26 protein-coding genes are annotated in these 25,379 nt (G+C 61.0%); 7 read left to right on the top strand and 19 right to left on the bottom strand.

The window, feature by feature from the left end:
- Positions 1 to 44: 44 nt before the first annotated feature.
- Positions 45 to 1,451, bottom strand: a complete 1,407-nt coding sequence (gltX, locus tag AB4Z19_RS01560) for a glutamate--tRNA ligase (protein WP_442034020.1) — start codon at positions 1,449 to 1,451, stop codon at positions 45 to 47.
- Positions 1,452 to 1,537: 86 nt separating this feature from the next.
- Here gltX and AB4Z19_RS01555 point away from each other — a divergent pair, with 86 nt between their 5' ends.
- Complete coding sequence (locus AB4Z19_RS01555) at positions 1,538 to 2,965, top strand: serine hydrolase domain-containing protein (RefSeq protein WP_442026052.1); 1,428 nt, start codon at positions 1,538 to 1,540, stop codon at positions 2,963 to 2,965.
- 3 nt (positions 2,966 to 2,968) lie between these two features.
- Here AB4Z19_RS01555 and AB4Z19_RS01550 read toward each other — a convergent pair whose 3' ends face one another.
- The 3 genes from AB4Z19_RS01550 to apbC are packed head-to-tail and all read right to left on the bottom strand — an operon-like array spanning position 2,969 to position 5,584.
- Entirely contained in the window at positions 2,969 to 3,370 is a 402-nt protein-coding gene (locus AB4Z19_RS01550) for a DUF4399 domain-containing protein (protein WP_442026053.1), read from the bottom strand.
- The gene (locus tag AB4Z19_RS01545) at positions 3,354 to 4,502 is read right to left on the bottom strand and encodes a WD40/YVTN/BNR-like repeat-containing protein (RefSeq protein ID WP_442026054.1); all 1,149 of its coding nucleotides are present in this window, start codon (positions 4,500 to 4,502) and stop codon (positions 3,354 to 3,356) included. The genes AB4Z19_RS01550 and AB4Z19_RS01545 overlap by 17 nt, the downstream gene beginning before the upstream one ends.
- Positions 4,502 to 5,584 carry an iron-sulfur cluster carrier protein ApbC gene (apbC, locus tag AB4Z19_RS01540; protein ID WP_442026055.1) on the bottom strand — a complete coding sequence of 361 codons (1,083 nt, stop codon included), beginning with the start codon at positions 5,582 to 5,584 and terminating at the stop codon, positions 4,502 to 4,504. The genes AB4Z19_RS01545 and apbC overlap by 1 nt, the downstream gene beginning before the upstream one ends.
- Positions 5,585 to 5,716: 132 nt before the next feature.
- Here apbC and metG point away from each other — a divergent pair, with 132 nt between their 5' ends.
- The gene (metG, locus tag AB4Z19_RS01535) at positions 5,717 to 7,858 is read left to right on the top strand and encodes a methionine--tRNA ligase (RefSeq protein ID WP_442034018.1); all 2,142 of its coding nucleotides are present in this window, start codon (positions 5,717 to 5,719) and stop codon (positions 7,856 to 7,858) included.
- Between the two features lie 3 nt (positions 7,859 to 7,861).
- On the top strand, positions 7,862 to 8,338 hold the full coding sequence (locus AB4Z19_RS01530; protein WP_442026057.1) for a GNAT family N-acetyltransferase: 477 nt from the start codon (positions 7,862 to 7,864) through the stop codon (positions 8,336 to 8,338).
- Here AB4Z19_RS01530 and AB4Z19_RS01525 read toward each other — a convergent pair.
- From AB4Z19_RS01525 to AB4Z19_RS01515, 3 genes are all read right to left on the bottom strand, one after another.
- Positions 8,335 to 9,366: a hypothetical protein gene (locus tag AB4Z19_RS01525; RefSeq protein ID WP_442034016.1), complete on the bottom strand. Its 1,032-nt coding sequence runs from the start codon at positions 9,364 to 9,366 to the stop codon at positions 8,335 to 8,337. The genes AB4Z19_RS01530 and AB4Z19_RS01525 overlap by 4 nt on opposite strands.
- Before the next feature lie 129 nt (positions 9,367 to 9,495).
- Positions 9,496 to 9,624, bottom strand: coding sequence for a hypothetical protein (locus AB4Z19_RS01520; protein WP_442034015.1), 129 nt, complete (start codon positions 9,622 to 9,624; stop codon positions 9,496 to 9,498).
- Positions 9,625 to 9,680: 56 nt separating this feature from the next.
- Positions 9,681 to 10,580, bottom strand: coding sequence for a DMT family transporter (locus AB4Z19_RS01515; protein ID WP_442034013.1), 900 nt, complete (start codon positions 10,578 to 10,580; stop codon positions 9,681 to 9,683).
- A gap of 145 nt (positions 10,581 to 10,725) precedes the next feature.
- On the opposite strand from AB4Z19_RS01515, the gene AB4Z19_RS01510 reads away from it, so the two are divergent.
- Genes AB4Z19_RS01510 through panC form a run of 4 tightly spaced genes read left to right on the top strand, consistent with a single transcriptional unit; the run spans position 10,726 to position 13,822 of the window.
- Positions 10,726 to 11,739 (top strand): porin, encoded by a 1,014-nt coding sequence (locus tag AB4Z19_RS01510; protein WP_442029209.1) that lies wholly within the window; start codon positions 10,726 to 10,728, stop codon positions 11,737 to 11,739.
- Positions 11,740 to 11,788: 49 nt separating this feature from the next.
- Positions 11,789 to 11,998 (top strand): DUF3460 family protein, encoded by a 210-nt coding sequence (locus AB4Z19_RS01505; RefSeq protein ID WP_442029208.1) that lies wholly within the window; start codon positions 11,789 to 11,791, stop codon positions 11,996 to 11,998.
- Positions 11,999 to 12,019: 21 nt separating this feature from the next.
- Positions 12,020 to 12,970 carry a segregation and condensation protein A gene (locus AB4Z19_RS01500; protein WP_442034011.1) on the top strand — a complete coding sequence of 317 codons (951 nt, stop codon included), beginning with the start codon at positions 12,020 to 12,022 and terminating at the stop codon, positions 12,968 to 12,970.
- A 12-nt stretch (positions 12,971 to 12,982) separates the two neighbouring features.
- Positions 12,983 to 13,822: a pantoate--beta-alanine ligase gene (panC, locus tag AB4Z19_RS01495; RefSeq protein ID WP_442028450.1), complete on the top strand. Its 840-nt coding sequence runs from the start codon at positions 12,983 to 12,985 to the stop codon at positions 13,820 to 13,822.
- A 67-nt stretch (positions 13,823 to 13,889) separates the two neighbouring features.
- Here panC and AB4Z19_RS01490 read toward each other — a convergent pair whose 3' ends face one another.
- The 12 genes from AB4Z19_RS01490 to motB form a co-directional block, all read right to left on the bottom strand.
- Positions 13,890 to 15,098: an EAL and HDOD domain-containing protein gene (locus AB4Z19_RS01490; protein WP_442034009.1), complete on the bottom strand. Its 1,209-nt coding sequence runs from the start codon at positions 15,096 to 15,098 to the stop codon at positions 13,890 to 13,892.
- 3 nt (positions 15,099 to 15,101) lie between these two features.
- The gene (cheZ, locus tag AB4Z19_RS01485; RefSeq protein WP_442028452.1) at positions 15,102 to 15,746 is read right to left on the bottom strand and encodes a protein phosphatase CheZ; all 645 of its coding nucleotides are present in this window, start codon (positions 15,744 to 15,746) and stop codon (positions 15,102 to 15,104) included.
- Between the two features lie 5 nt (positions 15,747 to 15,751).
- The gene (gene cheY / locus AB4Z19_RS01480; protein WP_131144818.1) at positions 15,752 to 16,141 is read right to left on the bottom strand and encodes a chemotaxis response regulator CheY; all 390 of its coding nucleotides are present in this window, start codon (positions 16,139 to 16,141) and stop codon (positions 15,752 to 15,754) included.
- A 122-nt stretch (positions 16,142 to 16,263) separates the two neighbouring features.
- A complete protein-coding gene (locus tag AB4Z19_RS01475; RefSeq protein ID WP_442034007.1) occupies positions 16,264 to 17,337 on the bottom strand; it encodes a protein-glutamate methylesterase/protein-glutamine glutaminase in 1,074 nt (357 codons plus the stop codon).
- Positions 17,338 to 17,354: 17 nt separating this feature from the next.
- On the bottom strand, positions 17,355 to 17,954 hold the full coding sequence (gene cheD / locus AB4Z19_RS01470; protein WP_442034006.1) for a chemoreceptor glutamine deamidase CheD: 600 nt from the start codon (positions 17,952 to 17,954) through the stop codon (positions 17,355 to 17,357).
- A gap of 10 nt (positions 17,955 to 17,964) precedes the next feature.
- Positions 17,965 to 18,837 (bottom strand): CheR family methyltransferase, encoded by an 873-nt coding sequence (locus AB4Z19_RS01465; protein ID WP_442030433.1) that lies wholly within the window; start codon positions 18,835 to 18,837, stop codon positions 17,965 to 17,967.
- Between the two features lie 61 nt (positions 18,838 to 18,898).
- On the bottom strand, positions 18,899 to 20,593 hold the full coding sequence (locus AB4Z19_RS01460) for a methyl-accepting chemotaxis protein (protein WP_442034004.1): 1,695 nt from the start codon (positions 20,591 to 20,593) through the stop codon (positions 18,899 to 18,901).
- Between the two features lie 69 nt (positions 20,594 to 20,662).
- Complete coding sequence (locus AB4Z19_RS01455; protein ID WP_442027711.1) at positions 20,663 to 21,148, bottom strand: chemotaxis protein CheW; 486 nt, start codon at positions 21,146 to 21,148, stop codon at positions 20,663 to 20,665.
- A 12-nt stretch (positions 21,149 to 21,160) separates the two neighbouring features.
- Positions 21,161 to 23,383 (bottom strand): chemotaxis protein CheA, encoded by a 2,223-nt coding sequence (cheA, locus tag AB4Z19_RS01450; protein WP_442034002.1) that lies wholly within the window; start codon positions 23,381 to 23,383, stop codon positions 21,161 to 21,163.
- 38 nt (positions 23,384 to 23,421) lie between these two features.
- On the bottom strand, positions 23,422 to 23,787 hold the full coding sequence (locus tag AB4Z19_RS01445) for a response regulator (RefSeq protein ID WP_028104148.1): 366 nt from the start codon (positions 23,785 to 23,787) through the stop codon (positions 23,422 to 23,424).
- A 29-nt stretch (positions 23,788 to 23,816) separates the two neighbouring features.
- Complete coding sequence (locus AB4Z19_RS01440) at positions 23,817 to 24,365, bottom strand: chemotaxis protein (protein WP_442027708.1); 549 nt, start codon at positions 24,363 to 24,365, stop codon at positions 23,817 to 23,819.
- A gap of 30 nt (positions 24,366 to 24,395) precedes the next feature.
- Positions 24,396 to 25,364: a flagellar motor protein MotB gene (gene motB / locus AB4Z19_RS01435; RefSeq protein ID WP_442027706.1), complete on the bottom strand. Its 969-nt coding sequence runs from the start codon at positions 25,362 to 25,364 to the stop codon at positions 24,396 to 24,398.
- Positions 25,365 to 25,379 lie beyond the last annotated feature (15 nt).

The raw sequence follows: 25,379 nt of genomic DNA, 5'->3' as shown, positions 1-25,379 counted from the left end.
AGGCACATCGTGCCTGCCACTTGGTTTTGCTTTGGGGGTGAAGATTAAACGTAAGCAGCCAGTCGCGCGGACACGGTTTCGCGCCCGAACAACTGCAGCACGGCGTCGATGGCCGGCGTCTGCAGCTGGCCGGCAACAATCAGGCGCAGGGGCATCGCCAGCTGCGGCATCTTCAGGCCGTTTGCGGCCAGCACTTCCTTGATCATGGCGGCGATGGCTTCCTTGCTCCACTCCACGGTCTTGATGCGGTCAGCAAACATCGCCACGGCAGGCTTCACCGCGTCGGTGTAGTGCTGAGCCAGCAGCGCGGCATCCGGTTTCGGCTCCCGGTAGAACAGCATGGACGCATCGGCCAGCTCGTTGATGGTATTGGTGCGGTCCTTCAGCAGCGCTAGCACGGACGCCAGGTCCGGGCCGATTTCCAGCTTGCCGCCGTCAGCCAGCAGCTTCGGCTTGACCAGTTCGGCCAGGCGCGCGTTGTCGGACTGCTTGATCCAGTGGTTGTTCAGCCAGGCCAGCTTTTCGTTATTGAACTGGGCCGGCGACGCGGTCAAGCTCTCCAGGTTGAACCACTCGCAGAACTGCTGCATCGAGAAAATCTCGTCGTCGCCGTGCGACCAGCCCAGGCGGGCCAGGTAGTTCAGCATGGCTTCCGGCAGATAGCCCTGCGCCGGATATTCCATCACGCTGACCGCACCGTGGCGCTTGGACAGCTTGGCACCATCGGACCCCAGGATCATCGGCAGGTGGCCGTATTCCGGCAGCGGAGCACCGATCGCGCGCAGGATATTGATCTGGCGCGGCGTATTGTTCACGTGGTCGTCGCCGCGCAGAACGTGGGTGATTTTCATATCCCAGTCGTCCACCGCAACGCAAAAGTTGTAGGTCGGGGTGCCGTCCGGACGCGCAATCACCAGATCATCCAGCTCCTTGTTGGAGATGGTGATCGGGCCTTTGACCACGTCATTCCAGGTCACATCGCCGTCCAGCGGATTCTTGAAGCGCACCACCGGCTTGCGGTCGGCAGGAATCGCCGGCAGGGTCTTGCCCTCTTCCGGACGCCAGGTGCCGTCATAGCGCGGCTTTTCGCCGGCCGCGGTGGCCTTGTCGCGCATGGCCTGCACTTCTTCCGGCGAAGAGTAGCAGTGGTAAGCGGTACCGGCGGCCAGCATCTGGGCCACGACTTCGCGGTAGCGGTCCATGCGCTTCATCTGATAGAACGGGCCTTCGTCGTGGTCCAGGCCGAGCCACTGCATGCCGTCCAGGATGGCCTGTACGGCTTCCGGGGTCGAACGTTCCAGGTCGGTATCCTCGATGCGCAGCACGAAAGTGCCGCCAAAGTGACGGGCATAGGCCCAGGAATACAGCGCCGTGCGGGCACCGCCCAGGTGCAGGAAGCCGGTCGGGCTCGGTGCGAATCGGGTACGGACTGGAGTAGCTGGTGCGGTCATTTCTATCAGCGTGAGAAAAGATGTAAAGGCGATATTTTACCCGCAAAGCCCTTATACTCGAACCGGACAATAAAAAGGAGCCCGACTTGAAACATTCCTCCCGCCTGATCGCCTCCGCCAGCCTGCTGGCCGCCCTCCCCGCCTTCGCCCAGCCGGACCGCGTTGCGGCCGTCGAACAGGGCTTGCTGCCCGCCGTTGTGATCCAGGGCACGATGCCGGTCAAGCGCAAGCTGGCCGACGAGATGGCACGGCTGGGCGTTCCGGGAGTGAGCGTGGCCGTGATCCACGGCGGCGGCATCGAATGGGCAAAAGCTTATGGTGCGGTGACGACGGGCGGCGCGGCCGTCACGCCCACCACACTATTCCAGGCCGCTTCCATCAGCAAGCCGGTGACGGCGATGGCCGCGCTGAGCATGACCGAACATGGACAGTTCGCGCTGGATCAGGACATCAACAGCTACTCCCAGCACTGGAAACTGCCCAACAATAGCGTGACCGGCACACCGGCCACGCTGCGCGAGCTGCTGTCGCACACCGCCGGCACCACGGTACACGGCTTCCCCGGCTATGCGAGCGGCACGCCGGTGCCAACGCTGGTGCAGCTCCTGAACGGCGCGCCGCCATCGAATACGCGCGGCGTTCACGTCAGCACCCGTCCCGGCAGCGTCTGGCGCTATTCCGGCGGCGGCTATGAAGTGGTGCAGTACATGATGCAGGAGCGCAGCAAATCCACCGACTTTGCCGCGCTGATGGATGCCGCTGTGCTGAAGCCGCTGGGCATGCGGGACAGCACCTACGCCCAGCCGCTGGCGCCGGCGCTGTTGTCGCGCGCAGCCCTGCCGCATGACGGTAAAGGCAAACCGATTGCGGGCGGTCCGCACACCTATCCGGAACAAGCGGCAGCTGGCCTGTGGACTACGCCAAGCGACCTCGCGCGCTTCGCCATCGAAACGCGCCTGTCGGCCGCTGGCCAATCGAACAAGGTGCTGTCGCAATCGATGACGCAGCTGATGCTGTCGCCGGTCATGTCCGGCTTTGGTCTTGGCCTGCGCATCGACGGCGATGGCCAGAGCCAGACCTTCAGCCATGGCGGCTCCAACGCCGGCTACCGCGCCACGATGGTCGCTTACACGGAACGTGGCGATGGCGTGGTCGTGATGACCAATGGCGAAAACGGCGACGAGCTGGCGGGAGAAGTAGTGCGCGCCGTGGCGGCTGAATACAACTGGCCTACCCAGCGCATGAAAGAGAAGCGCGCCTTGCAGCCAACGGCCGAACAGCTGCGCGCCCTGCCCGGCAAATACGAAGTTGCGGGTGCTGGCGACTTCACCATCCGCCGCGCCGGCGACGGCCTGGTGGTCGAGCTGACCAGCGACAGCAGCGAGCCAATCTACGCGGGACCGGGCAACAGCTGGTTCATCCTGTCGCGCGATCTGGAAATGCAGTTCGAAGGCGCGGGCAACGGCCGCATCGTCGGCAACGGCGTCGACATGCCGTTCACCCGCACCAAATAAGGCTTACTTGACCGTGACGTGAATGGTCTTGCTCAGGCCTTCGCCGTAGGACTGGTGAGCGCCATTCGCGAATTGCATGGTCAGCTTGTACTGGCCGGGCGGCAGTTTCACTTCGGTTTCGGTCTGGCCTTTGCCGAAATGCATATGCTGCTCGTCGACCGGGATCACTTCGCCCGACTTCATGCTTTCGGCGTTGATGAACAGGTGATGATGGCCGGTGTTGGCGCTCATGTCGCCCGCCGGCTTCACATCCATGCCATTGACGGCGAACTTGACCTTGAACGGGCTGGTCACGGTGGCGCCGTCCGCCGGCTCGACGAAGGATACGGATTGCTGCGCGGACGCCGCGAAGGCAATACCACTCAAGGCCATAGCCAGCATGGCGCGCTTAACGATTGCTTGCATGTGTCTCTCCAAGAATTGATGGTCCTACGTACTTCATGACGAGCCCCTTCGGGCCAACTACCCAGCCCGCGCCAGGCGACGCGAAACTGACTGCATTGATTGGCGTGGTATCCAGAACCGTCCAGCTCTTGCCCGCGTCGCGCGAGATGCCCGAGCCGGCAAGGCCGCCAGCCACGAAGACCTGCGGCGCGCCAGGCACCGCGGCGACCGCCGACATATAGCCGACCGGTTGCACCGCAGCCGCTTGCCAGGTCGCGCCGCCGTCTTCGCTGCGCGCGCCGTTCAGCGTTCCCAGCGTGGTTTCCTTGTAGTCGCCGCCGACCGCAAAGCCGGTGCGCCCATCGCGGAAGCCAATAGAGAAGCCGCCTTTGGTCGATGCGCCGGCAGGAATCGGCAGCGCCGAGGCGTGCCAGTGCTGGCCGTGGTCGGTGGAATGAAACACGCGCGAAGTCGCAGCCGCGCCGCCGGTGACGAACCATGCATCGCTGCTGCCTGCTACGGTCAGGCAGGTGCCGCTGGCAGCGAAGGCGCCTTCGTCCTTCTGCGCCGCAAGGCCTTGCGGGTCGGTCACGCGCTGCCAGGAATCGCCGCCGTCTTTGGTGGTGAAGATGGTGAAAGCGCCGTTGACTGCGTCGCCGAAGACGATGCCGTTGCGGGCATCCCAGAAAGCGATGGCGTCCCAGAAGCCGGTCTTGTCCGGATTGACAATCAACTGCTGCCAAGTCGCGCCGCCGTCTTTGGTTCGGTACATGCGAGATGCTTCGCCAGGACCGGCGGACATAATGATGGCCGTGCTCGCATCGAAGGCCTGGATATCGCGGAAGTCCAGCGCATCCGCATCAGGCACGGGGAGGCGCTTCCAGGTCTTGCCGCCGTCCAGCGTACGCAGCACCGTGCCTTTGGCGCCACTGGCCCAGGCCACGTTGGCGCTGATGGCGGAGATGCCGCGCAACTCGGCCTCGCTGCCGCTGGTTTGCGGCGCCCACGACAGCGGAGCGCTTACCGGCGCCGGGCCGGCAGCGGGAGCCTGCTGCGCCTGGACGTGCCGCGCAAGCCCAATCACGCCGGCCATCGCGGCAACAAACGTCGCCGCCACGGCGGCCACCCCATGATGCAAGCGGCGCGCGCCCATCAATCGTTTTTAACCACGATGGAGGGGAACTTGCTGGTCATGTCTTTTGCCTTCTCCGCGACCTTCACGGCGATCTTGCGGCCGATCTCTTTATAGATTGCCGCCACAGGACCATCCGGATCCGCGACCACGGTCGGCGTACCGGAATCGGTCTGCTCGCGGATCGACAGCTTCAGCGGCAGCGCGCCAAGGAATTCGACGCCGAAGTCCGCGCACATCTTCGCGCCGCCGCCTTCGCCGAAGATCGCTTCGGTATGGCCGCAGTTCGAGCAGATATGGGTGCTCATGTTTTCAACCACGCCAAGGATCGGGATACCGACCTTCTCGAACATCTTCAGGCCCTTGCGCGCATCCAGCAGCGCGATGTCCTGTGGCGTGGTCACGATGACAGCGCCGGTAACCGGCACTTTCTGCGACAGGGTCAGCTGGATATCGCCGGTGCCCGGTGGCATATCGACAATCAGGTAATCCAGGTCGCGCCAGTTGGTCTGTTCCAGCAGCTGCTGCATGGCCTGGGTCACCATCGGACCGCGCCATACCATCGGCTCGTCCGGATCGATGAGGAAGCCCATCGAGGTCACCTGCACGCCGTGGTTCTCCATCGGTTCCATGGTCTTGCCGTCGGCGGTGGTCGGACGGCCGCTCACGCCCAGCATCATCGGCTGCGACGGACCGTAGATATCGGCATCCAGCACGCCAACCGACGCGCCTTCCGCAGCCAGCGCCAGCGCCAGGTTGACCGCCGTGGTCGATTTGCCAACGCCGCCCTTGCCGGAAGCGACAGCGATGATGTTCTTCACGTTCGGCATCAGCTTCAGGCCGCGCTGAACGGTGTGAGAAATGATTTTGGTGTAGACGTTCAGCGTCACCTTGCCGCCCAGCGGCGCCAGGGCGGCCAGCACGGCGGCGCGAATGCCGTCGATCTGGCTCTTGGCCGGGTAACCCAGCTCGATGTCCAGCGAAATATCGCTGCCTTCGACCTTCAGGTTGCGCACGGATTTGGAGGACACATAGTCCTTGCCGGTGTTGGGGTCCAGGACGTTGGCCAGTGCGGCCTTCACGTCTTCTACAGTGATGCTCATGTGATTCTCCGTAAGTGATGCCGCAGTCTAGCGCAAAATGGACAGAAATACATCGCAAGACCCCACGAGATGCCCGGGAGTCCCGTCCGCTGGTAGAATGCTCTTTTTAGCCACCTTATTAGCGCATTAACCATGACCCGCAAGCTGTTTGTCACTACTGCCCTGCCTTACGCTAACGCTGCCTTCCATATCGGCCACATGATGGAGTACATCCAGGCCGACATCTGGGTCCGTTTCCAGCGAATGCAGGCCGAGGGCAATGGCCTGCGCGAGGTGCATTTCGTGGGCGCCGATGATACGCACGGCACCCCGATCATGATCGCCGCCGAAAAGGAAGGCATCACCCCACAGGAGTTCGTGGCCAAGATCGCTGCCGGCCGCCCGCAGTACCTGGATGGTTTCCATATCGCTTTCGACAATTGGTACTCCACCGATTCGCCGGAAAACGTTGAACTGTCCCAGGGCATCTACCGCAAGCTGCGCGATGCGGGCCTGATCCAGACCAAAACCGTTGACCGCTTCTTCGATCCGGTCAAAGGCATGTTCCTGGCCGACCGTAATATCAAGGGCGAGTGCCCGAAATGCGGCGCGAAGGACCAGTATGGCGACAACTGCGAAGTGTGCGGCGCGGCTTATCAGCCGACCGACCTGGTGAATCCATACTCGGTGTTCACCAATGCGACGCCGATCCTGAAGCCTTCGGAGCAGTATTTCTTCAAGCTGTCCGACCCGCGCTGCTTCGAATTCCTGCGCGACTGGCTGAACACGCCGGGCCGCCTGCAGCCGGAAATGGTGAACAAGGTGTCCGAATGGCTGGGCGAAGCCGGCGAGAAGCTGGCCGACTGGGATATCTCGCGTGACGCGCCCTACTTCGGCATCCCGATTCCGGACGCACCGGGCAAATACTTCTACGTCTGGCTGGACGCGCCGGTGGGCTACCTGGCTTCGCTGAAGAACTACTTCGGCAAGAAAGGCATCGACTACGACGCCTTCCTGCGCGATCCGAGCGCCGAGCAGATTCACTTCATCGGCAAGGACATCGTATCCTTCCACCTGCTGTTCTGGCCTGCGATGCTGAAGTTCGCCGATCATCCGACCATCGAGCGCATGCGCGTGGCGGTGCACGGCCACCTGACTGTGAACAATGAAAAGATGTCCAAGTCGCGCGGCACCGGCATTTCGCCGCTGCGCTACCTGAACCTGGGCATGAATCCGGAATGGCTGCGCTACTACCTGGCTTACAAGCTGAACTCGCGCGTCGAAGACCTGGACTTCACCGGCGACGACTTCGTGGCCCGCGTGAATTCGGACCTGATCGGGAAGTACGTGAACATCGCGTCGCGCTGCGCCGGCTTCATCGCCAAGAAGTTCGATGGCAAGCTGGCTTCTTCGCTGTCCGATTCCTCGATGGAGTGGATCAAAAAGGCGCTGCTGGCTGCCGACGGCACCGAGCGCCAGGCGACCATTGCCGCCAACTTCGAGTCCCGCGAGTTCGGCAAGGCGCTGCGCGAGATCATGGAAATCGCCGACGTCGCCAACCGCTTCGTGGACGAGAACAAGCCGTGGGTGCTGGCCAAGGACGAGTCCAAAGTCACTGAACTGCATGACGTCTGCACCACCGCGCTGATCCTGTTCCGCCAGCTGTCGATCCTGCTGTCGCCGGTGCTGCCAGGCGTGGCCGCCAACGTGCGCAGCTTCCTGAACGACGCGCAGTTCGTTTGGGCGGATACCGATTTCGCTTCCGGCGCTGCCTGGAAGCCAATGCTGGGCCGTACCATCGGCGCTTACAGCCACCTGATGACCCGCGTTGACGCCAAGATGATTGAAGACCTGTTCGAGCCGGCGCCTGCCGCTGCTGGCGCACCTGTTGCCGCTGCTCCGGCCGCTGCCGAAACCGCAGCCACCGCACCTGCCGGCATCGAAGAACTCGCGCCTGAAATCTCGATCGACGATTTCGCGAAAATCGACCTGCGCATCGCTAAAATCGTTAACTGCGAACTCGTGGAAGGCGCCGGCAAGCTGCTGCGCCTGACGCTGGACGTGGGCGAAGGCCGCCACCGCAACGTCTTCTCCGGCATCAAGTCCATGTACAAGCCGGAAGACCTGGTGGGCAAGCTGACCGTGATGGTTGCCAACCTGGCGCCGCGCAAAATGAAGTTCGGTATTTCCGAAGGCATGGTGTTGGCCGCTTCCGCAGCCGATGAAAAAGCCAACCCGGGCATTTACATCCTGAATCCATGGCCTGGCGCCGAACCGGGCATGCGTATTCGTTAAGCCATGGACTTATTGGTTCGGGAAGCGACTGCCGACGACTGCCAGTTAATTGCCGACCTCACGCGCGCCGCGTGGGCCGGCAAAGTCAGCGTCACTTCCAGCGGACATCGTGAAACCGCCGTCGTCGTTTCGGATCACCTCCGGGACGGCGGCGGTTTTATTTTGCAGGACGGCGACTGCCCGATTGGCTCGGTACGCTGGCTGCCCCTGGATTCCGAACCCGATGTGTGGGAAATCCTGCGCATGGGGGTGTTGCCCGACTACCGCGGCACCAATCTGTCCCAGCATCTGCTGGAAGCCATCATTCACCATGCGCTGGCGATCGGCGTCGAGGAAGTACGCCTCGCGGTCCGTAGCGACCAGCCGCAGCTGATCGATTTTTATACCGCCTTCGAATTTCAGCTGGCCGAGGAGCTCGAATACTCCCACGCCAATCCGCTGGAGCCGCCACCGCTGGTGATGCGCCGCCGTCTTCGTTAGATCGGCTCAATCGGCCACTGGAAATGGCGCAGCAGGACCGACTGGAAGGGATTGGGCTGCGGGCTTAGCCCAATATATGAGTCGCCCTCCATCTCGATATCAAGCCTGACCTCCAGATCGACAATAATCTGCTGACGCTTGTCGGCCAGGGCCATCTCCAGCAGGGGCATGGGAACGAAGCCCGGCAGATCGACGTGCACGGCGCGCGACTTGTTTTCCTCGTTAATCAAGGTGCGTAACTCCGTATTCGATCCAAGAATCGTCGGAACGGATGAATTATTGAGGAACTGCAGCGCAGTCTGGCGCAGGAAAAGATGGCATTTAGCCCATTTATCGTCGGCGGCCCAGATCGAATCATAAAAGCCGGTCCAGCCATCAATGCGCCCAAACAATTCCACCCAAGGCCGGGAACGCCAGCGGTTATTTGCGGACGATGGTAATCGGCTTGGGTCGAGAATAAAGGTCGCAATGGCGCCGATATTCCGATGAATAAGCGGATCGCCGCCATAATTAATGTTTCCGAAGAGATGCAGGCCATCCGATTCGAATTGCCTCTGCAAGCCACCATCATTGGAAAAGGCCTCGGTCTTGGCCCACCAGAACATGCCATCCGGTGGCGGCAGAATAATGATGTCATGAAGATTGGGGCCGTCCATCATATGTGCTTTGGACAAGGTCGTGTGCGAGATCTGCTCCGCCAAATCCCGATATCGGGCTTTCGTGAGCATTTCGCTGATCGTCGTTGCCCGCGAATAAAACTCCGGTGCCAGCTTCTTGAGACTTTGCCGCAACTCCTCTTGCAACGCCGCACGCTCATCCTTGTGTAAGGATTCCGACGCCGGCAACTGACCGAAAAGTTTCTGCGATTCACGCCGCCAGGCGTTTAATTTTTCATGCGGCAAGTCCTGAAAATAATCGTTGCATCTCGTCGTGGCTGAGTATTTCGCCTGAGCGCGTTCACCTTCCCGCATCACGGCTGCAAGAGCCGCATCTGTAATCGACAGCGCTGCCGGTGCAAAGTCGTTCATTTTCGCCTCCTAAATGGCAATTCACACGAATAAGCATTTACTGCGAATCGCTATATGCAACATTCAGGCCAAATGATGAGTTTCAGGCGCAGCGGAGTATGACCGTTAAATTTAGCGATGCGAGCTGAACTATGGCGCGTTCACGCCAACAGTTGGCACGGGATGCACTGCGACAGGCTTGGGCGGCTTAGGGACGGGCTTCTGGCAAGCTGCCAGCAGCGCGGCGCCTAGCGCAATTGAAAGGATGAGTTTTCGCATAAGACCTCCTGATGGAGGCCAAATTATCAGATCGCGCCGCAGAGCGGCGCACGGGATTATTTGCGCGAGGACACGATAATGCCGCTTACGATGAGAATAAATGCTAGCGCATGATATGGCTGCGGCGCCTCATGGAGAAACAAAGAGGAAAATAGCGCGGTAAACAAAGGCGTCAGATTAACAAAAAAAGCGCCAATGGACGGACCAGCCTCTTGCACGCCAGCGCCCCAGCAGCGGAAAGCAATAATTGCCGGACCGATTGCGACGTACGCCAGGCCCGCAATTAATGTCGAGTTCCAGTGAATGGCTGCGGTAGATAATGTCCATTCACCCGCTGCAAATGCGCCCGACCAGATTGCTCCAAATCCGACTTGCGCCAGCAGAAAATTAGCCCAGTGGCTGCGGATATCTGCTGGACCCGTCGTACGGATTAGCAGCCAGCTATAAAGCGACCAGGCAATCGTCGCCAGAATCATAAACATATCGCCGGCAACCAGGCGCAATTCCATCAAATGCGCGAATTCGCCGCGCGCCAGAACGACCAATACGCCGGCAATGGACAATATTGCGCCAATGATTTGGCGGCGAGAAACACCGGCACCAAAAAACAGCCAGCCGGTAAGCATCATCCAGACCGGCATTCCGGAGGCAACCAGCGTCACATTAATCGGCGTCGAACTTTGCAAGGCGAGATATTGCAAAGCGTTGTACATGCCAATGCCGAGCAAGCCCAGAATCGCAAAACGCCGCCAATGCGGCCATAAAGAACTTCCAGGACGAAATATCGGCCCCGCCAATGGCAGAAGCAGGACTAAAGCAATCGCCCATCGCAGGAAATTCAGCAGAATCGGCGGCACCAGTTCATGCAGCATACGTCCCACAATGGCATTCCCCGCCCACAGGATGGGCGGGATGGTCAACAGGATGGCGGCGCGTGGCGTCAGTCGGTAGTGCATAGCTTCACTGCATAAACAAAATTGCAAGCAAGCATACGCCATCCGTGGCGAACTCGCACAAGGCGGCAGATTCGGCCACGTTTTGCTTGTGAATCAAACGGGGCACGCGGACAATTGGACGAACTGACAATATTGGAAGTCCCTTATGAAAAACAAGCTGCTGGCGGCAGGCTTCCTCATTCTTCCCACTCTCGCATGCGCCCAAGGCACGGGCGTCACCATCTACGGCGTGCTCGACGCCTTCGCCGGACGCACCGCGTCGGCATCGGCGCCGCAAAGCGTGAATGTGCTTAACAGCGGCGGCATGGTCACCTCCTACTACGGCTTCGGCGGCACCGAGCAGCTGGGCGGCGGCTTGCGAGCACAATTCGCGCTGGAAGGCTTCATGCGCATCGATACCGGCGAGTCCGGCCGCTTCCCCGGCGAATCCATGTTCTCGCGCGCGGCCAACGTCGGCCTGGGCGGCGACTGGGGCCTGGTGCGCGTGGGCCGCATCGGCAACCCGATGTTCGTGGCGATCGGCCAGATCAACCCGTTCGGTCCATCCACCCGCCTGTCACCGGTAATTGACCAGATGTTCACGGCCGCCGGGGGCAACGCCACCTTCGGCGACACGGGCTGGAGCAATTCGATCAACTACACCTCACCCACGGTCTACGACACCACCTTCGTGGCGCAATACTCCCTGGGAGAAGTGCCCGGCCAGCATGCGGACAACTGGTCCGCCGTGGCGAAATACGTCGGCCCTACCCTGGCCGTCACGCTGGGCGGACAGAACGTGAAGAACGGTCCCGGCATCGCCGTTACCGGCCCCAGCCAACGTACCTACCTGACGGCGGCGGCCTACGACTTCAAAGTGGTGCGCGTGTTCGCCTCCTACAGCTACCACGACACCGAGGTCAGCAACCGCAACGACCGCATCAAGCACGCCGGTTTTACTGTTCCTGCCTACAGCGGCCTGGGCCGCATCATGGTCGCGTATTCGCGTATGAACGAAACGGCAACCGGCAAGCCCGACTTCCACCGCGACACCTACGCCGCCGGCTACGACCACAATATTTCCCCGCGTACCGACCTCTACACCGTCTTCCTGCGCGACTCACTGAGTCCTGGCAGCAACGGTAATACTTTCGTCGCAGGCATTCGGCATCGTTACTGACGGCAAAAGACGGTAAAATACCCTTTGCTGAACCTTTTCATTTCGCGATATGAACTTCCTGAAACAGAACCACAAGTACGAGTCCGATCACACCTTGTTCATCAAGCAACTGAAGGAAAAGAATCCTCAGATCGAAGCTGGCCAGCAATTCGGCCGTTCGCTGCTGTGGGACCAACCTTCCCGCACCCTCGACGAGCAAGAGCGCGTCCGCACCTCGAGCGTCAAGCAACAAGCTTACGTGTACCAGAACAAGGTATAAACGAGCCCCGGACGGCATAGCATGTCGCCAAAAGACGCGGCGCAGGACGAGAACGCGGAGCCAGTCTCCGCAGAGCTTGCCATCGCTGCGGATTTGCCGCCAGACGCAGGCGGCGATGCCAACCCGGCCGAACCTCCAGCGGCCGGGACGGAAGCCCCATCCCCCGACGATGCCAAGGCTGCCGAAGCCGAAGGCGCTGCATTTGCCCGTCTCTACGGCGAGCCCCTGCTGCGCCTGCCGAACGATCTCTACATTCCGCCGGATGCCCTGGAAATCTTCCTGGAAGCTTTCGAAGGCCCGCTGGACCTGCTGCTGTACCTGATCCGCAAGCAGAACTTCAACATTCTCGATATCCCGATGGCCCAGGTCACGCTTCAGTACCTGAAGTACGTGGACCAGATTCGCCTGTCCAACCTGGAGCTGGCAGCGGAATACCTGCTGATGGCGGCGATGCTGATCGAGATTAAATCGCGCATGCTGCTGCCGCAGCGCCAGCACGATATCGAAGTTGAAGCGGAAGACCCGCGCGCCGAGCTGGTACGCCGTCTGCTCGAATACGAACAGATCAAGCTGGCGGCCTACGATCTCGGCACCATGCCGCAGGCGGGACGCGATTTCGTGCGCACCCAGATCTTCATCGAGCAAAGCCTGGTGCCGATCTGGCCGGACGTGGACGTCAACGACCTGCAAGCGGCCTGGCGCGACCTCATGAAGCGCGCCAAGCTCAAACAGCACCACAGGATCACGCGCGAGGAACTCTCGGTGCGTGAGCACATGACGGCCATCCTGCGCAAGCTGCAGTCCAGCCGTTTCGTGGAGTTTGCCGACCTGTTCGACGTGGAATCCACCCCGCCCGTCGTCGTGGTGAACTTTGTGGCCATGCTGGAACTCGCCAAGGAAACCCTGATCGAAATCACCCAGGCGGAGCCATTCGCACCGATCTACGTGCGGCTGGCCTATTCGCCCGCATAACATCTAAAAACTATGAAAATCATCTCGAATATCGAAGAGCTGCGCGACCAGCTAAGCGGCCAACTGCGCACCGCGTTTGTGCCGACCATGGGCAATCTGCATGAAGGCCACCTGTCCCTGATGCGCCTGGCGCGCAAGCATGGCGACCCGGTGGTGGCGTCCATCTTCGTGAACCGCCTGCAGTTCGGCCCGAACGAAGACTTCGACAAATACCCGCGCACCTTCCAGGCTGACGTGGAAAAGCTGGAGAAAGAAGGCGTCTACGTGCTGTTCGCGCCGACCGAGAAGGACCTGTATCCGGAGCCGCAGGAATACCGCGTGCAGCCGCCGGATGGCATCGGCAATATCCTGGAAGGCGAGTTCCGTCCGGGCTTCTTCAATGGCGTGTGCACCGTGGTGACCAAGCTGTTCTCCTGCGTGCAGCCGAAGGTGGCCGTGTTCGGCAAGAAGGATTACCAGCAGCTGATGATCGTGCGCGGCATGGCGCGCCAGTTCGCGCTGCCGACCCAGATCATCGCGGCGGAAACCTGGCGTGCGGACGATGGACTGGCGCTGTCGTCACGCAATATGTACCTGTCGGCCGAGGAACGCGCTGAGGCGCCTTTCCTGTACCAGACCCTGAACGCCGTCGCCAACGAAGTGCGTGCCGGCCATCTGGATGTGTTCCAGCTTGAGCATCAGGCGATGGACAGCCTGCGCGCGCGCGGCTGGAAGCCGGATTATGTCTCGATCCGCAAACGCGTTGACCTGCAACCGCCAAACGCAGGCGATCTGGCGCAAGGCACGGAACTGGTCGTGCTGGCAGCGGCAAAGCTGGGCACCACACGCCTGATCGACAACCTGGAAATCTGAAAATTAAATGGGGACGTAACACATTTGCCGCCCGACGGCGGAAAATGTGTCGCGTCCCCATTTGAATTCAGGCGGTGACGTTCTGCGTCCAGGCCAGCGCCGACAGGTGGGCCTTGTTGACTTCTTCGGGCGAGAGTCCGAGCGAGGAGGCCAGCGAGCTGACCAGGTTGGAATTCAGTTCGCAGGCTTCAGCCAGCGCCAGGTAAGGACCATATTTGCCGCCGCGCGTCAGCAGTGCGTGCACCACTTCTTCCGACAGCTGGATGGTTTCCAGCACTTCCGACATCGGCAGCCCCAGCAAGCGATCCAGCAGCGAGAACATGCCGGCCACGAAGATATTCTCCGCATCCGCCTTGCCCAGCGCTTTCTGGCCCAGCAGCTCGGCCAGACGACCGCGCACCACGGCAGTTTCCAGCAGCACCGGCGAGAAGCCGCTCGTGCTGGCCGTGGCCAGCAGCAGCGTCAGCCAGCGGTACATCGGCTGGTAGCCCAGCAGCTGGATAGCCTGCTTCAGCGACTGGACTTCACGACCCGCGCCGAAACCGGCCGAGTTAATGTAGCGCAGCAGCTTGTACGACAGCGCCGCATCGCGTTTCAGCACGCTCTCAATCTGCGCCACATCGGCGTTCGCATTCACCATCTGCATCAGTTGCAGGATGATGGTCTGCGAGGGATTCAAGCCCTGCCCTTCCGTGCCGGGACGCGGCGTCAGGTGCAGCTTGCCGACAAAGGCGTCCAGCCCCAGCAAGGCGCAAGCGTCGAAGTCGGCCCAGGTCGTGACCGGACGGCCCACCATGCGCACGTTCGTTGTCCGCAGCGCCGCGTAGGTGCGCGCCTGCGAGGCCACATCGGCGCCGGTGAAGCGCACCTCCACATAAGAACAGATCGTACCAAGGCGGCTGCCCACGCGCGCCAGATCGGCCTCGCGCAGCAGAATACCGACTTCGCCCGCGCGCAGTGCCTGCACGGCAGCCAGCGTATCGGGATTGGCCAGTTCGGAGGTTTTGATCGAGAGCACCGTGTGCTCAGGCGGCATATCGTACAGGGCGTCCGTGGACAGCATGCCCGGTACGGCCTGCAGGAATAAGGTCTTTTCTTTCAGCAGCCAGCCCTTGTCCGGATCGTTGACCTGGCCGGCGACAAAGCCGACCAGACCTTCCAGTTCCTCAAGGGAGGGCTTGTGCGCCGGGTCTTGCTGCCACGTGATTTCGTAGCCGACCACGCGCTGCTGGGGGTCCAGCAGCGGTTCGCGCACCAGGTAGTGTGTTTGATGCATAGATTAGAAGCCGAGGCTATCGAGCAGATCGTCCACCTGGCCCTGGTCGGCGACCACGCCTTCCTTGGTGGTGTCAATCTGCGGCCCGTTCAGCAGGCCGTTATCGATTTCCTTCTTCAACTGTTCGGGGGCAAAGTCGATCAGCGTCTGCACCAGCTGCTTCTCCAGGTTTTGTGCAATCGATGTGACCTTCTTGATCACCTGGCCGGTCAGGTCCTGGAAGTCCTGGGCCATCATGATATCCATCAGATGGGCCTTGGTAGCCGTGGTGTTCGCTTGGGCGGCACCCAGCGCGGACACAGTCCGGATCGCCAGTGCACGCCAGTCTTCCTCGCTGGGATTCCCGTTCAGCAGGGTTTCCCAGGAAGCGCTCAACTCCTTCGCATCGTTACCGATCTGATCCTGCAGCGGACCAGCCTCGTCGGTGGCGTTCAGCACCTTTTGCGCCGCGTTTTCGCTCAGGCGCGCCACGTAGTCGAGGCGGTCGCGGGCATCAGGGATGTCCTCGGCTGCCTTTTCGATCAGCTTGTCCAGACCCAGGGCACGCAAGTTCTCATGCAGCGCACGGGTCATGTGGCCGATGCGTGCCAGGAACTCCTCGTTCGGGTCCATCGACGGCACGATGGTCCCGGCTTGTTGCTCACCCATGCTCATCAGGCTCCGAGCTTCTCGAAGATCTTGTTCAGTTTTTCATCCAGGGTGGCTGCGGTGAACGGCTTCACCACATAGCCATTGGCGCCTGCTTGCGCAGCCGCGATGATGTTTTCCTTTTTCGCTTCGGCGGTCACCATCAGCACCGGCAGTTTGGCCAGGGCGGGGTCGGCACGAATGTTCTGCAGCATGGTCAGGCCATCCATGTTCGGCATATTCCAGTCGGACACGACGAAATCGAACTGCTCGGAGCGCAGCTTGGCCAGCGCCATCACGCCGTCTTCAGCCTCGTCCACATTGGCATAACCCAGTTCCTTCAACAGATTTCGGACGATACGACGCATGGTCGAAAAATCGTCCACAACCAAAAACTTCATCTTTGGATCAGCCATGAATTACTCCGTTGTTTCTACTTACGCGGTTATAAATAAAGTTGGTGGTTCCACCAAGTTGTAGGATAGCATTTCTGTTGCTCCAAAGCGAACAAACTACCCCTAACTAGCGCTGAACCGTATCAAACGCGCAATGCGCGGGAACCGTGCTGGGCCAGATAACCCAGAACCATGCCCGGCAGCGCCTGCAGCGCCCCTACTTCGTGCGTGGCGCCGACCGCGATCGCTTCGCGCGGCATGCCAAATACGACGCAGCTGGCCTCATCCTGCGCAAAATTATACGCCCCGGCGTTCTTCATCTCCAGCATGCCCGCTGCGCCATCCTTGCCCATGCCGGTCAGGATCACGCCCACGGCGTTTTTGCCCGCATTTTGCGCTGCGGAACGGAACAGCACATCCACCGAAGGACGGTGGCGGTTCACCGGCTCGCCCTGGTCCAGCTTGGTCATATAGTTGGCGCCCGAACGTGCCAGCATCAGGTGCGAGTGGCCCGGCGCGATGTAGGCGTGGCCGGGCAGCACACGCTCGTTGCCTTCCGCTTCACGCACCGAAATCTTGCACAGGGAGTCCAGACGCTTGGCAAAGGAGCGGGTGAAGCCCTCCGGCATGTGCTGGGTGATCAGGATGCCCGGGCAGTCGGACGGCATCTGCATCAGGAATTCACGGATCGCCTCCGTGCCGCCCGTGGACGCGCCCACGATAATCAGTTTTTCGGAAGACATCAGCGGATTGCGCAATTGTGGCAGTTGTGCGCCACCCTCGGCGCCCGCTTGCGGCAGGGTGCGCGCCCGGATGCGGGCCTTGGACGCGGCGCGGATTTTGTCGGAAATCAGCTCGGCGTACTCGCGCATGCCGCTCTGGATGGAGATCTTGGGCTTGGTGACGAAATCGACCGCGCCCAGTTCCAGCGCGCGCAGCGTGATTTCCGAACCGCGCTCGGTCAGCGAGGACACCATCACCACCGGCATTGGCCGTAGGCGCATCAGGCGTTCCAGGAAATCCAGCCCATCCATCTTCGGCATTTCGACGTCCAGCGTCAGCACGTCCGGGTTGGTCTGCTTGATCAGTTCGCGCGCCACCAGGGGATCGGGGGCCACGCCCACTACTTCCATATCGGGCTGCGACTTGATGATTTCGGTCATGACGCTGCGGATGAGCGCAGAGTCGTCCACAATCAGGACTTTGATCTTGTTCATAGCTTGTTACCTTCGTTTCAGAACAGCTCGACTTCGCCACCGACCGGTTGCACCTTGAGCCGGCTGGCGTATTCGATTTCCCGTTTGGCCAGGGTATCGTTATGGGTTTGCATCAGCTTCTTCACCAGCACCTTGCCGGTGCGCGGGAAGAAGTACACCTTGCGTGGATAAATATCGTTCAGGTCTTCGGCCATGATGCGGATCTTCTCATTGCGCAGGAAGGTCTGCACGAACGCCGCATTACGTTCGCCGACGTTAATCGCGGTGAAGCCTTTCAGCACCGCACCGCCGCCAAAGACTTTCGCTTCCAGGTTCTCGCGCCGCGCACCGGCCTTCATCAGGTCGTTGATCAGCACTTCCATCGCGTAGGTGCCGTAGCGCGCGGAGGCGGAAATCGGGCTGTTCCCGTCCGAGCCGCCATCCGGCAGCATGAAATGGTTCATGCCGCCCAGGCCCGATACGCGGTCGCGGATGCAGGCCGACACGCAGGAGCCCAGCACCGTCACGATCAGCATGTCCTTGTTGGTGTAGTAATACTCCCCGGGCAGGATCTTGGCCGCGTCGCAGTCGAACGTCCGGTCGTAATAGACGTTGGTGGCGAATTGTTCTTTGTCCATGTCATTCTCACTATCGTTGTGCTGCTTTGAAGCCTGTGGCCTTGCGTTCATCCAGTTCGTACACCGTCTTGCCACGCAGCTTCAAAGAGTCGGACACGTAGAGGAAATTCTCCGAATGGCCCGCGAACAGCAGCGCATCCGGCTTCATCAGGGGGACAAAGCGCGCCAGGATTCTGCGCTGGGTGGCCTTGTCAAAATAAATCATCACATTCCGACAGAATATCGCATCGAAGCCGGGACGGATTTCCCACGACTCGTCCAGCAGATTGATCTGGCGGTAGGTAATCAGCTTGCGCAGTTCTTCGCGCACGCGCACGAAGCCGGCTTTATCGCCCTTCCCGCGCAGGAAAAAGCGCCGCTGGCGTTCCGGCGACAGCTTTTCGATCCGCTCGATCGGGTAGACGCCGTTGGCGGCCGTGGCCAGCACATTGGTGTCGATATCCGTCGCCAGGATGTGGACGTTGGGCGTCAGCGTGTTGAAAGCCTCGCACACCGTCATGGCGATCGAATAGGGTTCTTCGCCGGTGGAACTGGCGGAACACCAGATATTCAGGGCTTCGCCGCCACGCTTTTTCTGCACATGTTCGGCCAGCAGCGGGAAGTGATGGGCTTCCCGGAAAAAAGATGTCAGGTTGGTGGTCAGCGCGTTGGTGAAGGCTTCCCATTCGGCGTTGCCGAGCTTTCCGCCCTCCAGGTCGTCGAGGTATTTGACGAAGGAGTTGATGCCGGTGGCGCGCAAGCGGCGCGCCAGGCGGCTGTATACCATTTCCTGCTTGCTGTCGGCCAGCGCAATGCCGGCCCGCTTGTAGATCATCGCGCGGACACGTTCAAAATCTTTGCCGTTGAAGTCAAACTCTTTAACGGTATCTTTGGTCAGCGCCATTTTGTTCTTCTTCCCTAAACGTCAGACGGGCGCCGCACACAGCATGCGGCGCCCGCCGGGATTAAAACTCTTCCCAGTCGTCGCCCGAAGGCGCGGCAGTGGCCAGCTTTTTAGGCTGGGCTGCCGGTGCCGGGCGAGTCGCCACGGCGGTAGTCTTCGCCGGCGCCCGGACTACAGGCTTCGGCGCGATGCGCTGCTTGTTGAATTCATCACCCGCCAGCTTGAAGATGGACACCGCTTCCGCCAGATGGTCAGCCTGCTCCTGCATGCTTTCCGCGGCGGCAGCAGCTTCTTCCACCAGGGCCGCGTTCTGCTGCGTCATTTCGTCCATCTGCGTGATGGCCTGGTTCACTTCCTCGATGCCGTGGCTTTGCTCCAGCGTCGCGGCGGTGATCTCGCCCATGATGTCGGCCACCTGCTTGATCGATGTCACGATCAGGCCCATGGTCTGGCCGGCTTCATCGACCAGACGGCCGCCCGCGTCCACCTTTTGCACGGAGTCGTCGATCAGGGCCTTGATCTCTTTTGCCGCGGCAGCGGAGCGCTGGGCCAGATTACGCACCTCAGATGCTACCACCGCAAAGCCGCGGCCCTGCTCACCGGCGCGCGCCGCTTCCACCGCGGCATTCAGCGCCAGGATATTGGTCTGGAAGGCGATGCCGTCGATGACTCCAATAATATCCACGATCTTGGTCGAAGACTCCTTGATCGAGCCCATCGTGTCCACAACTTGCGACACTACCGTGCCGCCCTTCACCGCCACCGACGATGCCGACACCGCCAGCTGGTTGGCCTGGCGCGCATTGTCCGCGTTCTGCTTCACGGTGGAAGTCAGTTCTTCCATCGACGAAGCGGTTTCCTCCAGCGAGGAAGCCTGCGATTCGGTACGGGCCGACAGGTCGGCATTGCCGGACGCGATTTCATGCGAAGCCGTGGTGATGGTCTCGGTGCTGGAACGCACCTGGCCCACGGTCTTCACCAGGGAATCGTTCATGTCCTTCAGGGCCTGCAGCAACTCGGAAGTTTCATCCTTGCCTTCCACCTTCACTTGCGAAGTCAGCTCGCCGCTGGCCACTTTCTGCGCCACCGACACGGCAAACTTCAGCGGCCCGATGATCGAACGGGTGATGAACAGCGCAAACACCACGCCCACGGCGACCGCTACGGCGCTCAGCACGAACAGCATGGTCATCAAGCGGCTGTCGCTGGCGTTCGAGCTTTCCTTGAACGAGGCGGAAGCGGCGTGCTGCATGTCCACCAGCTTGTTCAGGGCGGTCAGGGTCTGCTGGTTCAGCGGGTCGATGCGGGTCGCAATCACCTTGGCCGCGCCTTCGCTGTTAAACGCCAGCACCTGGCCCAGCGCTTCCTTGAAGGCCGCGTCCACATCGCGGTCCAGCGCGGTGATATCGTCCAGCACCTTCTTTTCGGTGTCGCTCAGGCCCAGGCCCTGCAGCTTGCCGCGCGCCGCGTCGTAGCGCGCGCGGTTGGCCTTGACCTTTTCTTCTTCCTTCTGCATCAGGCTGACGTCCGACTGCAGGCCGATATTGCGCATGGCGATACCGGTTTCCAGCATGGCGCTCTTCATGGCCTGCGCCTGCATGCTCTTGGCCGTCGTCAGATCCAGCCCGGTCATCAGCTGGGACTTGTTACGGTAGTTCAGTACATTGGCCAGCAGGACCACGCCGACCAGAATCAAAAGAATGACGCCGAAACCAAAACCGAGTCGCGTACCAATCTTGTAGTCGCGAACATTCATAGTTATCTCCCGTTCGTTAAGTGGTGCCCGCCCCGCTCTTTTGGCGGAGTCGGGTCGGTCGCCTGCGGGTTAAGCGGCGATCTTGTCGATCAGGCCCATTTCTGGGCTGGACATCAGGCGGTCGATGTCCACCAGGATAAGCATACGCTCATCGATGGTACCGAGACCGATCATGTACTCGGTGCTGAAGGCCGTGCCCATTTCGGGTGCGGGCTTGACCTGTTCCGGGGTAAGCGTCGTCACGTCCGACACCGAATCGACCACCATGCCTACCACGCGGCCGTTGATGTTGAGGATGATGACTACGGTGAATTGGTCGTACACCGGCTCGCCCAGCTTGAATTTGATGCGCATGTCCACCACCGGAATGATGATGCCGCGCAGATTGATGACGCCCTTGATGAATTCAGGGGCGTTGGCAATACGGGTCACGGCTTCGTAGCCGCGGATTTCCTGCACTTTCAGGATGTCGATGCCATATTCCTCGGAGCCCAGTTTGAAGGCCAGGAACTCGCGGCCGGCGATGTCGGCTCCAGCGTTGTTTGCGTCAGTCATGGTATTCGTCCTTTACGAAAATATCGATTCATCGACCAGTTGGCGCGAAGAGCGGATCAGCGCCGCCACATCCAGAATCAAGGACACACCGCCGTCACCCAGAATGGTGGCGCCCGAAATGCCCGCAACCTTGCGGTAATTGGATTCAAGGTTCTTGACCACAACCTGTTGCTGCCCCACCAGTTCATCCACGAACAGGCAGGCTTTCTTGCCTTCAGTTTCAACAATCACCAGGATGCCCTGGCACGGATCGGTAAAGCGCGGCACGATATCGAAGATCTGGTACAGGGGAATGAGCGGCAGGTATTCGCCGCGCACTTTCACCACCCTGCCCTTGCCGCTGATTTCCTTCACATCTTCCGGCGCCGGCTGCAGCGATTCGATCACGAAGCCGAGCGGCAGGATGTAGATCTCGTCGCCGCTGCGGATCGTCATGCCATCCAGGATCGCCAGCGTCAGCGGCAGCGAAATCGAAATGGTGGTGCCGAAGCCCTTGGCCGAACGGATGTCCACCGTACCGCCCATGGCCGTGATATTGCGCTTCACCACGTCCATGCCCACGCCGCGGCCGGAAACGTCCGTCACCTGATCGGCGGTCGAGAAACCCGGCGCGAAGATCAGCTGCCAGACATCGGCATCGCTCATATTGTCGTTAAGCGGCAGACCGTTCTGCCTGGCCTTGGCGAGGATCTTCTCGCGATTCAGGCCGCCGCCATCGTCCGATACTTCGATGACGATATTGCCGCCCTGGTGGGAAGCCGACAGGAACAGGCGTCCCGCGTCGGTCTTGCCGGCGGCGCGGCGCACTTCCGGCATTTCGATGCCATGGTCGATACTGTTGCGCACCAGGTGGGTCAGCGGATCGACGATGCGTTCGATCAGGCCCTTGTCCAGTTCCGTCGCGGCGCCGCTGGTGATGAAGTCCACCTTCTTGCCCAGCTTTGCGGCCAGGTCGCGCACCATGCGCGGGAAGCGCGAGAACACGAAGTCCATCGGCATCATGCGGATCGACATCACGGCTTCCTGCAGGTCGCGCGTGTTGCGGGTCAGCTGGGAGATGCCGTTCAGCAGGCGCTCGTGCACCATCGGGTCCAGCGTGCCGGCGCGCTGTTCGATCATCGCTTGCGTGATCACCAGTTCGCCGACCAGGTTGATCAGCTGATCCACCTTTTCGACGGACACGCGAATCGAGGACGATTCGGCGCTCGGTACATGGGCCGCCTTCTCGGCTTCCTTGCGTGCCGCCTTGCGTTCCTGTTCTTCGCTGAGCTTTTGCTCCACCTGCTGCGGCGCATCCTTGATGCCTGCGGCGGCGCGGATCTGGTCCAGCGGCTGGAAGAAGCCATAGCCCTGCGCGTCGTCCACGGCGGCCGACGCGTTGGCGCGGATTTCGTCCAGCGGCTGGAAGAAACCATAGCCCTTGCCTTGCTCGCCCTGCGCCGCGCCTCCCTCGGCGCCGGCAGCGCCTGGGGTGAGCGGATCGAAGAAGCCGTAGCCCTGTTCCGCTTCCTTGCGCGCACGCTCGCCGCTTTCGCGTGCTTCCTGCGTTGGCGTCAATGCAGGCAGTTCGGTGACCTTCATCTGGTCCGCGTCGATGACGAAGGAGCAGATGGCGATGATGTCGTCCAGGCTTTCGTGGGTGGTGACCACCATCGCGTGGCGCTCGGCGTCCAGCGGCGACAGTTCGACCTTGCCCAGCAAGCCCAGTTCGGCCGCCAGCGCTTCCACTTCACGGTGCACCATCTTCGGCAGCTCGAGCCGGTAACGGCGGCCGCCGGTGTGGTCCACCACTTCGGTTTCCTGCGTGTTGAAGGCCGGCGCGACAGGCGCCATGGCGGCAATGTGCACGTCCTGCGCCAGCTCCTGCAGCATCATGCGCACGTCGCCCACCGCTTCCTGGTCCACGGCGGAACCCAGACGGTGGCCGTCCAGCTGCATCTTCAGAATATCTTTGGCGGCGAGGAAGGCATCCACGTGGGTCGACGTGAGCGCCATTTCGCCCTTGCGAATACGGTCGAGCAGCGTCTCCAGCACGTGCGTGACTTCGCTCATATCGCTCACGCCGAAGGTGGATGCGCCACCCTTGACGGAGTGCGCCGTGCGGAAGATCGCGTTCAGATCCTCTTCGCCCGGCGAGTCGACGTCCACCGCCAGCAGCAGCCGCTCCATTTCCGCCAGCAGCTCCTCGGCCTCGTCGAAGAAGACCTGGTAGAACTGGCTAATATCGATGGTCATGGCGCGACTCCATCAATTACTAAGCACATGGCAGCCCCTTAGCCGATGACCTTCTTCACTACCTCAATCAGACGTTGCGGGTCGAAAGGCTTGACCAGCCAGCCGTTGGCGCCGGCAGCGCGGCCCTTGGCTTTCATCTCATCGGACGATTCGGTGGTCAGCATCAGGATAGGGACCTTGGCGTAGGCCGGCTGTTCGCGCAGCAGCTTGATCAGCTGCAGGCCGTCCATGCGCGGCATGTTCTGGTCGGTCAGCACCAGGTCCACGGTTTGCAGCTTGGCCTTTTCCAGGCCGTCCTGTCCATCGACCGCCTCCACCACCTGGTAACCGGCGGCTTTCAGGCTGAACGCCACCATCTGGCGCAGCGAGGAGGAATCGTCGACTGCAAGAATTGTTTTAGCCATCTTTTGATCTCTCTTTGGTAGGTATATTTTCAGAACAGTTCGATGTCGCCGCTTTCCAGATGCTTCTGGCTGACCGCTTTACGCAGCACGCTGCGCAGCTCCAGGCTCTGGATGGCGAGCGCCATGCTGACCTTGCCGAGCAGGTCCACAATTTCGTCGCTGCCGCTGTCGGGCATCACTTCGGCGCCATGGGTGCCCAGCGTGCCGAGGAATTCGCGCAGGCCGGTCACGCGCTTCAGGGTACGGTCGATCAACTGGCTGGTCATGTCCTGGAACTGCATGCTGGTGATCGCCGCATTCACATAGCTGCTGACCTGCTCGTTCATGGCCTGCAGCTTTTCCTTTTGCTCGGGGGTCGGATTGCCGCCGTCCAGCAGCATCTGGATGGTCGTTTGCTGGGCATTGACGGCGTCGTGGATGGCCATGAAATTGCGCGTCAGCTTGTCGATCGCTTCTTCCAGCAGCAGATTGGTCTGCAGCAGGTCGGTTTCGACTTCAGTCAAATGGCGCTTGCCGTGGTCCGATACGCCGGACAACAGGCGCTTCACATGGGAGCCCAGGATCTTTTTTCTCGTCATGACAGTCTCAGGTGTTAGGCAGGGCTCTGCTTATTTCTTTGCCGGCGCCGCTGCAGCAGGTGCTGGTGCTGCGGCTGGCGCCGTCTTGCTTAGCGCTTCGCGCGTGGCCTCGGTGTCGGTCCCGACATTCATCTGGCCACCGTCACGCAATACGTTCTCTTCCGTCTTCTTGTTCATCACAATGATGCTGATGCGGCGGTTGATCGGATTGAACGGATCGACGCGGTCCAGCGGTGCGGCCCCTGCCAGGCCGACCACACGCAGGATCTTGTTGTCGGCCAGGCCGCCTTGCACCAGAGTACGGCGCGAGGCATTGGCCCGGTCGGCGGAGAGTTCCCAGTTACTGTACCCCGTTTCGGTGAAATACGGCGTCGAGTCGGTGTGGCCGGACAGGCCGATCTTGTTCGGCACTTCGTTCAGCACCGGCGCGATGGCTTCCAGGATTTCGCGGGTATAAGGCTGCAAGTCGGCCTTGGACAAGGCAAACATCGGACGGTTCTTTTCGTCCACGATCTGGATGCGCAAGCCTTCGCTGGTGAAATCGAGCAGCAGCTGGTTCTTGAATTTCTGCAAGGCCAGGCTGGAGTCGATGGTCAGCTCGATACGCTGGCGCAGCTGTTCCAGGCGGTTCTTCTCTTCCGCTTCGAGCGCGGCCTTGGCGGCCGACAGGTTGAAGGTCTTCTTGACGGACGGTTCGTCGGTAGCGCGCACCTGGCCCTGGCTGCGGCTCAGGTCATTGCCGCCGCCCTTGATGACGGACGACGAGTCGCCGCTACCGGTGCCGCCTTCCATGGCGACCTTGAGCGGCGTCTTGAAATATTCCGAGATCCCGTTCAGGTCGCCCTTGGTGGTCGAACCAAGCAGCCACATCAACAGGAAGAAAGCCATCATCGCGGTCACGAAGTCGGCGTACGCGATCTTCCAGGCGCCGCCATGGTGACCGCCGCCATTCTTCTTGACGCGCTTGACGATGATTGGCCGCAGTCCCTCTTCAGCCATGGCGATTCCTCGTGT

Source organism: Pseudoduganella sp. RAF19, assembly GCF_052114165.1.
Classification (GTDB): Bacteria; Pseudomonadota; Gammaproteobacteria; order Burkholderiales; family Burkholderiaceae_D; genus Rugamonas.
Note: the sequence above shows the minus strand (reverse complement) of the source record. Positions and strands in the feature narration are given on the sequence as shown.

Bases quoted from the DNA above. Each gene is read 5' to 3' on its own strand.
- gltX (WP_442034020.1), bottom strand. From the start codon at position 1,451: ATGACCGCACCAGCTACTCCAGTCCGTACCCGATTCGCACCGAGCCCG.
- AB4Z19_RS01550 (WP_442026053.1), bottom strand. From the start codon at position 3,370: ATGCAAGCAATCGTTAAGCGCGCCATGCTGGCTATGGCCTTGAGTGGT.
- AB4Z19_RS01545 (WP_442026054.1), bottom strand. From the start codon at position 4,502: ATGGGCGCGCGCCGCTTGCATCATGGGGTGGCCGCCGTGGCGGCGACG.
- apbC (WP_442026055.1), bottom strand. From the start codon at position 5,584: ATGAGCATCACTGTAGAAGACGTGAAGGCCGCACTGGCCAACGTCCTG.
- metG (WP_442034018.1), top strand. From the start codon at position 5,717: ATGACCCGCAAGCTGTTTGTCACTACTGCCCTGCCTTACGCTAACGCT.
- AB4Z19_RS01530 (WP_442026057.1), top strand. From the start codon at position 7,862: ATGGACTTATTGGTTCGGGAAGCGACTGCCGACGACTGCCAGTTAATT.
- AB4Z19_RS01525 (WP_442034016.1), bottom strand. From the start codon at position 9,366: ATGAACGACTTTGCACCGGCAGCGCTGTCGATTACAGATGCGGCTCTT.
- AB4Z19_RS01520 (WP_442034015.1), bottom strand. From the start codon at position 9,624: ATGCGAAAACTCATCCTTTCAATTGCGCTAGGCGCCGCGCTGCTGGCA.
- AB4Z19_RS01515 (WP_442034013.1), bottom strand. From the start codon at position 10,580: ATGCACTACCGACTGACGCCACGCGCCGCCATCCTGTTGACCATCCCG.
- AB4Z19_RS01510 (WP_442029209.1), top strand. From the start codon at position 10,726: ATGAAAAACAAGCTGCTGGCGGCAGGCTTCCTCATTCTTCCCACTCTC.
- AB4Z19_RS01505 (WP_442029208.1), top strand. From the start codon at position 11,789: ATGAACTTCCTGAAACAGAACCACAAGTACGAGTCCGATCACACCTTG.
- AB4Z19_RS01500 (WP_442034011.1), top strand. From the start codon at position 12,020: ATGTCGCCAAAAGACGCGGCGCAGGACGAGAACGCGGAGCCAGTCTCC.
- panC (WP_442028450.1), top strand. From the start codon at position 12,983: ATGAAAATCATCTCGAATATCGAAGAGCTGCGCGACCAGCTAAGCGGC.
- AB4Z19_RS01490 (WP_442034009.1), bottom strand. From the start codon at position 15,098: ATGCATCAAACACACTACCTGGTGCGCGAACCGCTGCTGGACCCCCAG.
- cheZ (WP_442028452.1), bottom strand. From the start codon at position 15,746: ATGGGTGAGCAACAAGCCGGGACCATCGTGCCGTCGATGGACCCGAAC.
- cheY (WP_131144818.1), bottom strand. From the start codon at position 16,141: ATGGCTGATCCAAAGATGAAGTTTTTGGTTGTGGACGATTTTTCGACC.
- AB4Z19_RS01475 (WP_442034007.1), bottom strand. From the start codon at position 17,337: ATGAACAAGATCAAAGTCCTGATTGTGGACGACTCTGCGCTCATCCGC.
- cheD (WP_442034006.1), bottom strand. From the start codon at position 17,954: ATGGACAAAGAACAATTCGCCACCAACGTCTATTACGACCGGACGTTC.
- AB4Z19_RS01465 (WP_442030433.1), bottom strand. From the start codon at position 18,837: ATGGCGCTGACCAAAGATACCGTTAAAGAGTTTGACTTCAACGGCAAA.
- AB4Z19_RS01460 (WP_442034004.1), bottom strand. From the start codon at position 20,593: ATGAATGTTCGCGACTACAAGATTGGTACGCGACTCGGTTTTGGTTTC.
- AB4Z19_RS01455 (WP_442027711.1), bottom strand. From the start codon at position 21,148: ATGACTGACGCAAACAACGCTGGAGCCGACATCGCCGGCCGCGAGTTC.
- cheA (WP_442034002.1), bottom strand. From the start codon at position 23,383: ATGACCATCGATATTAGCCAGTTCTACCAGGTCTTCTTCGACGAGGCC.
- AB4Z19_RS01445 (WP_028104148.1), bottom strand. From the start codon at position 23,787: ATGGCTAAAACAATTCTTGCAGTCGACGATTCCTCCTCGCTGCGCCAG.
- AB4Z19_RS01440 (WP_442027708.1), bottom strand. From the start codon at position 24,365: ATGACGAGAAAAAAGATCCTGGGCTCCCATGTGAAGCGCCTGTTGTCC.
- motB (WP_442027706.1), bottom strand. From the start codon at position 25,364: ATGGCTGAAGAGGGACTGCGGCCAATCATCGTCAAGCGCGTCAAGAAG.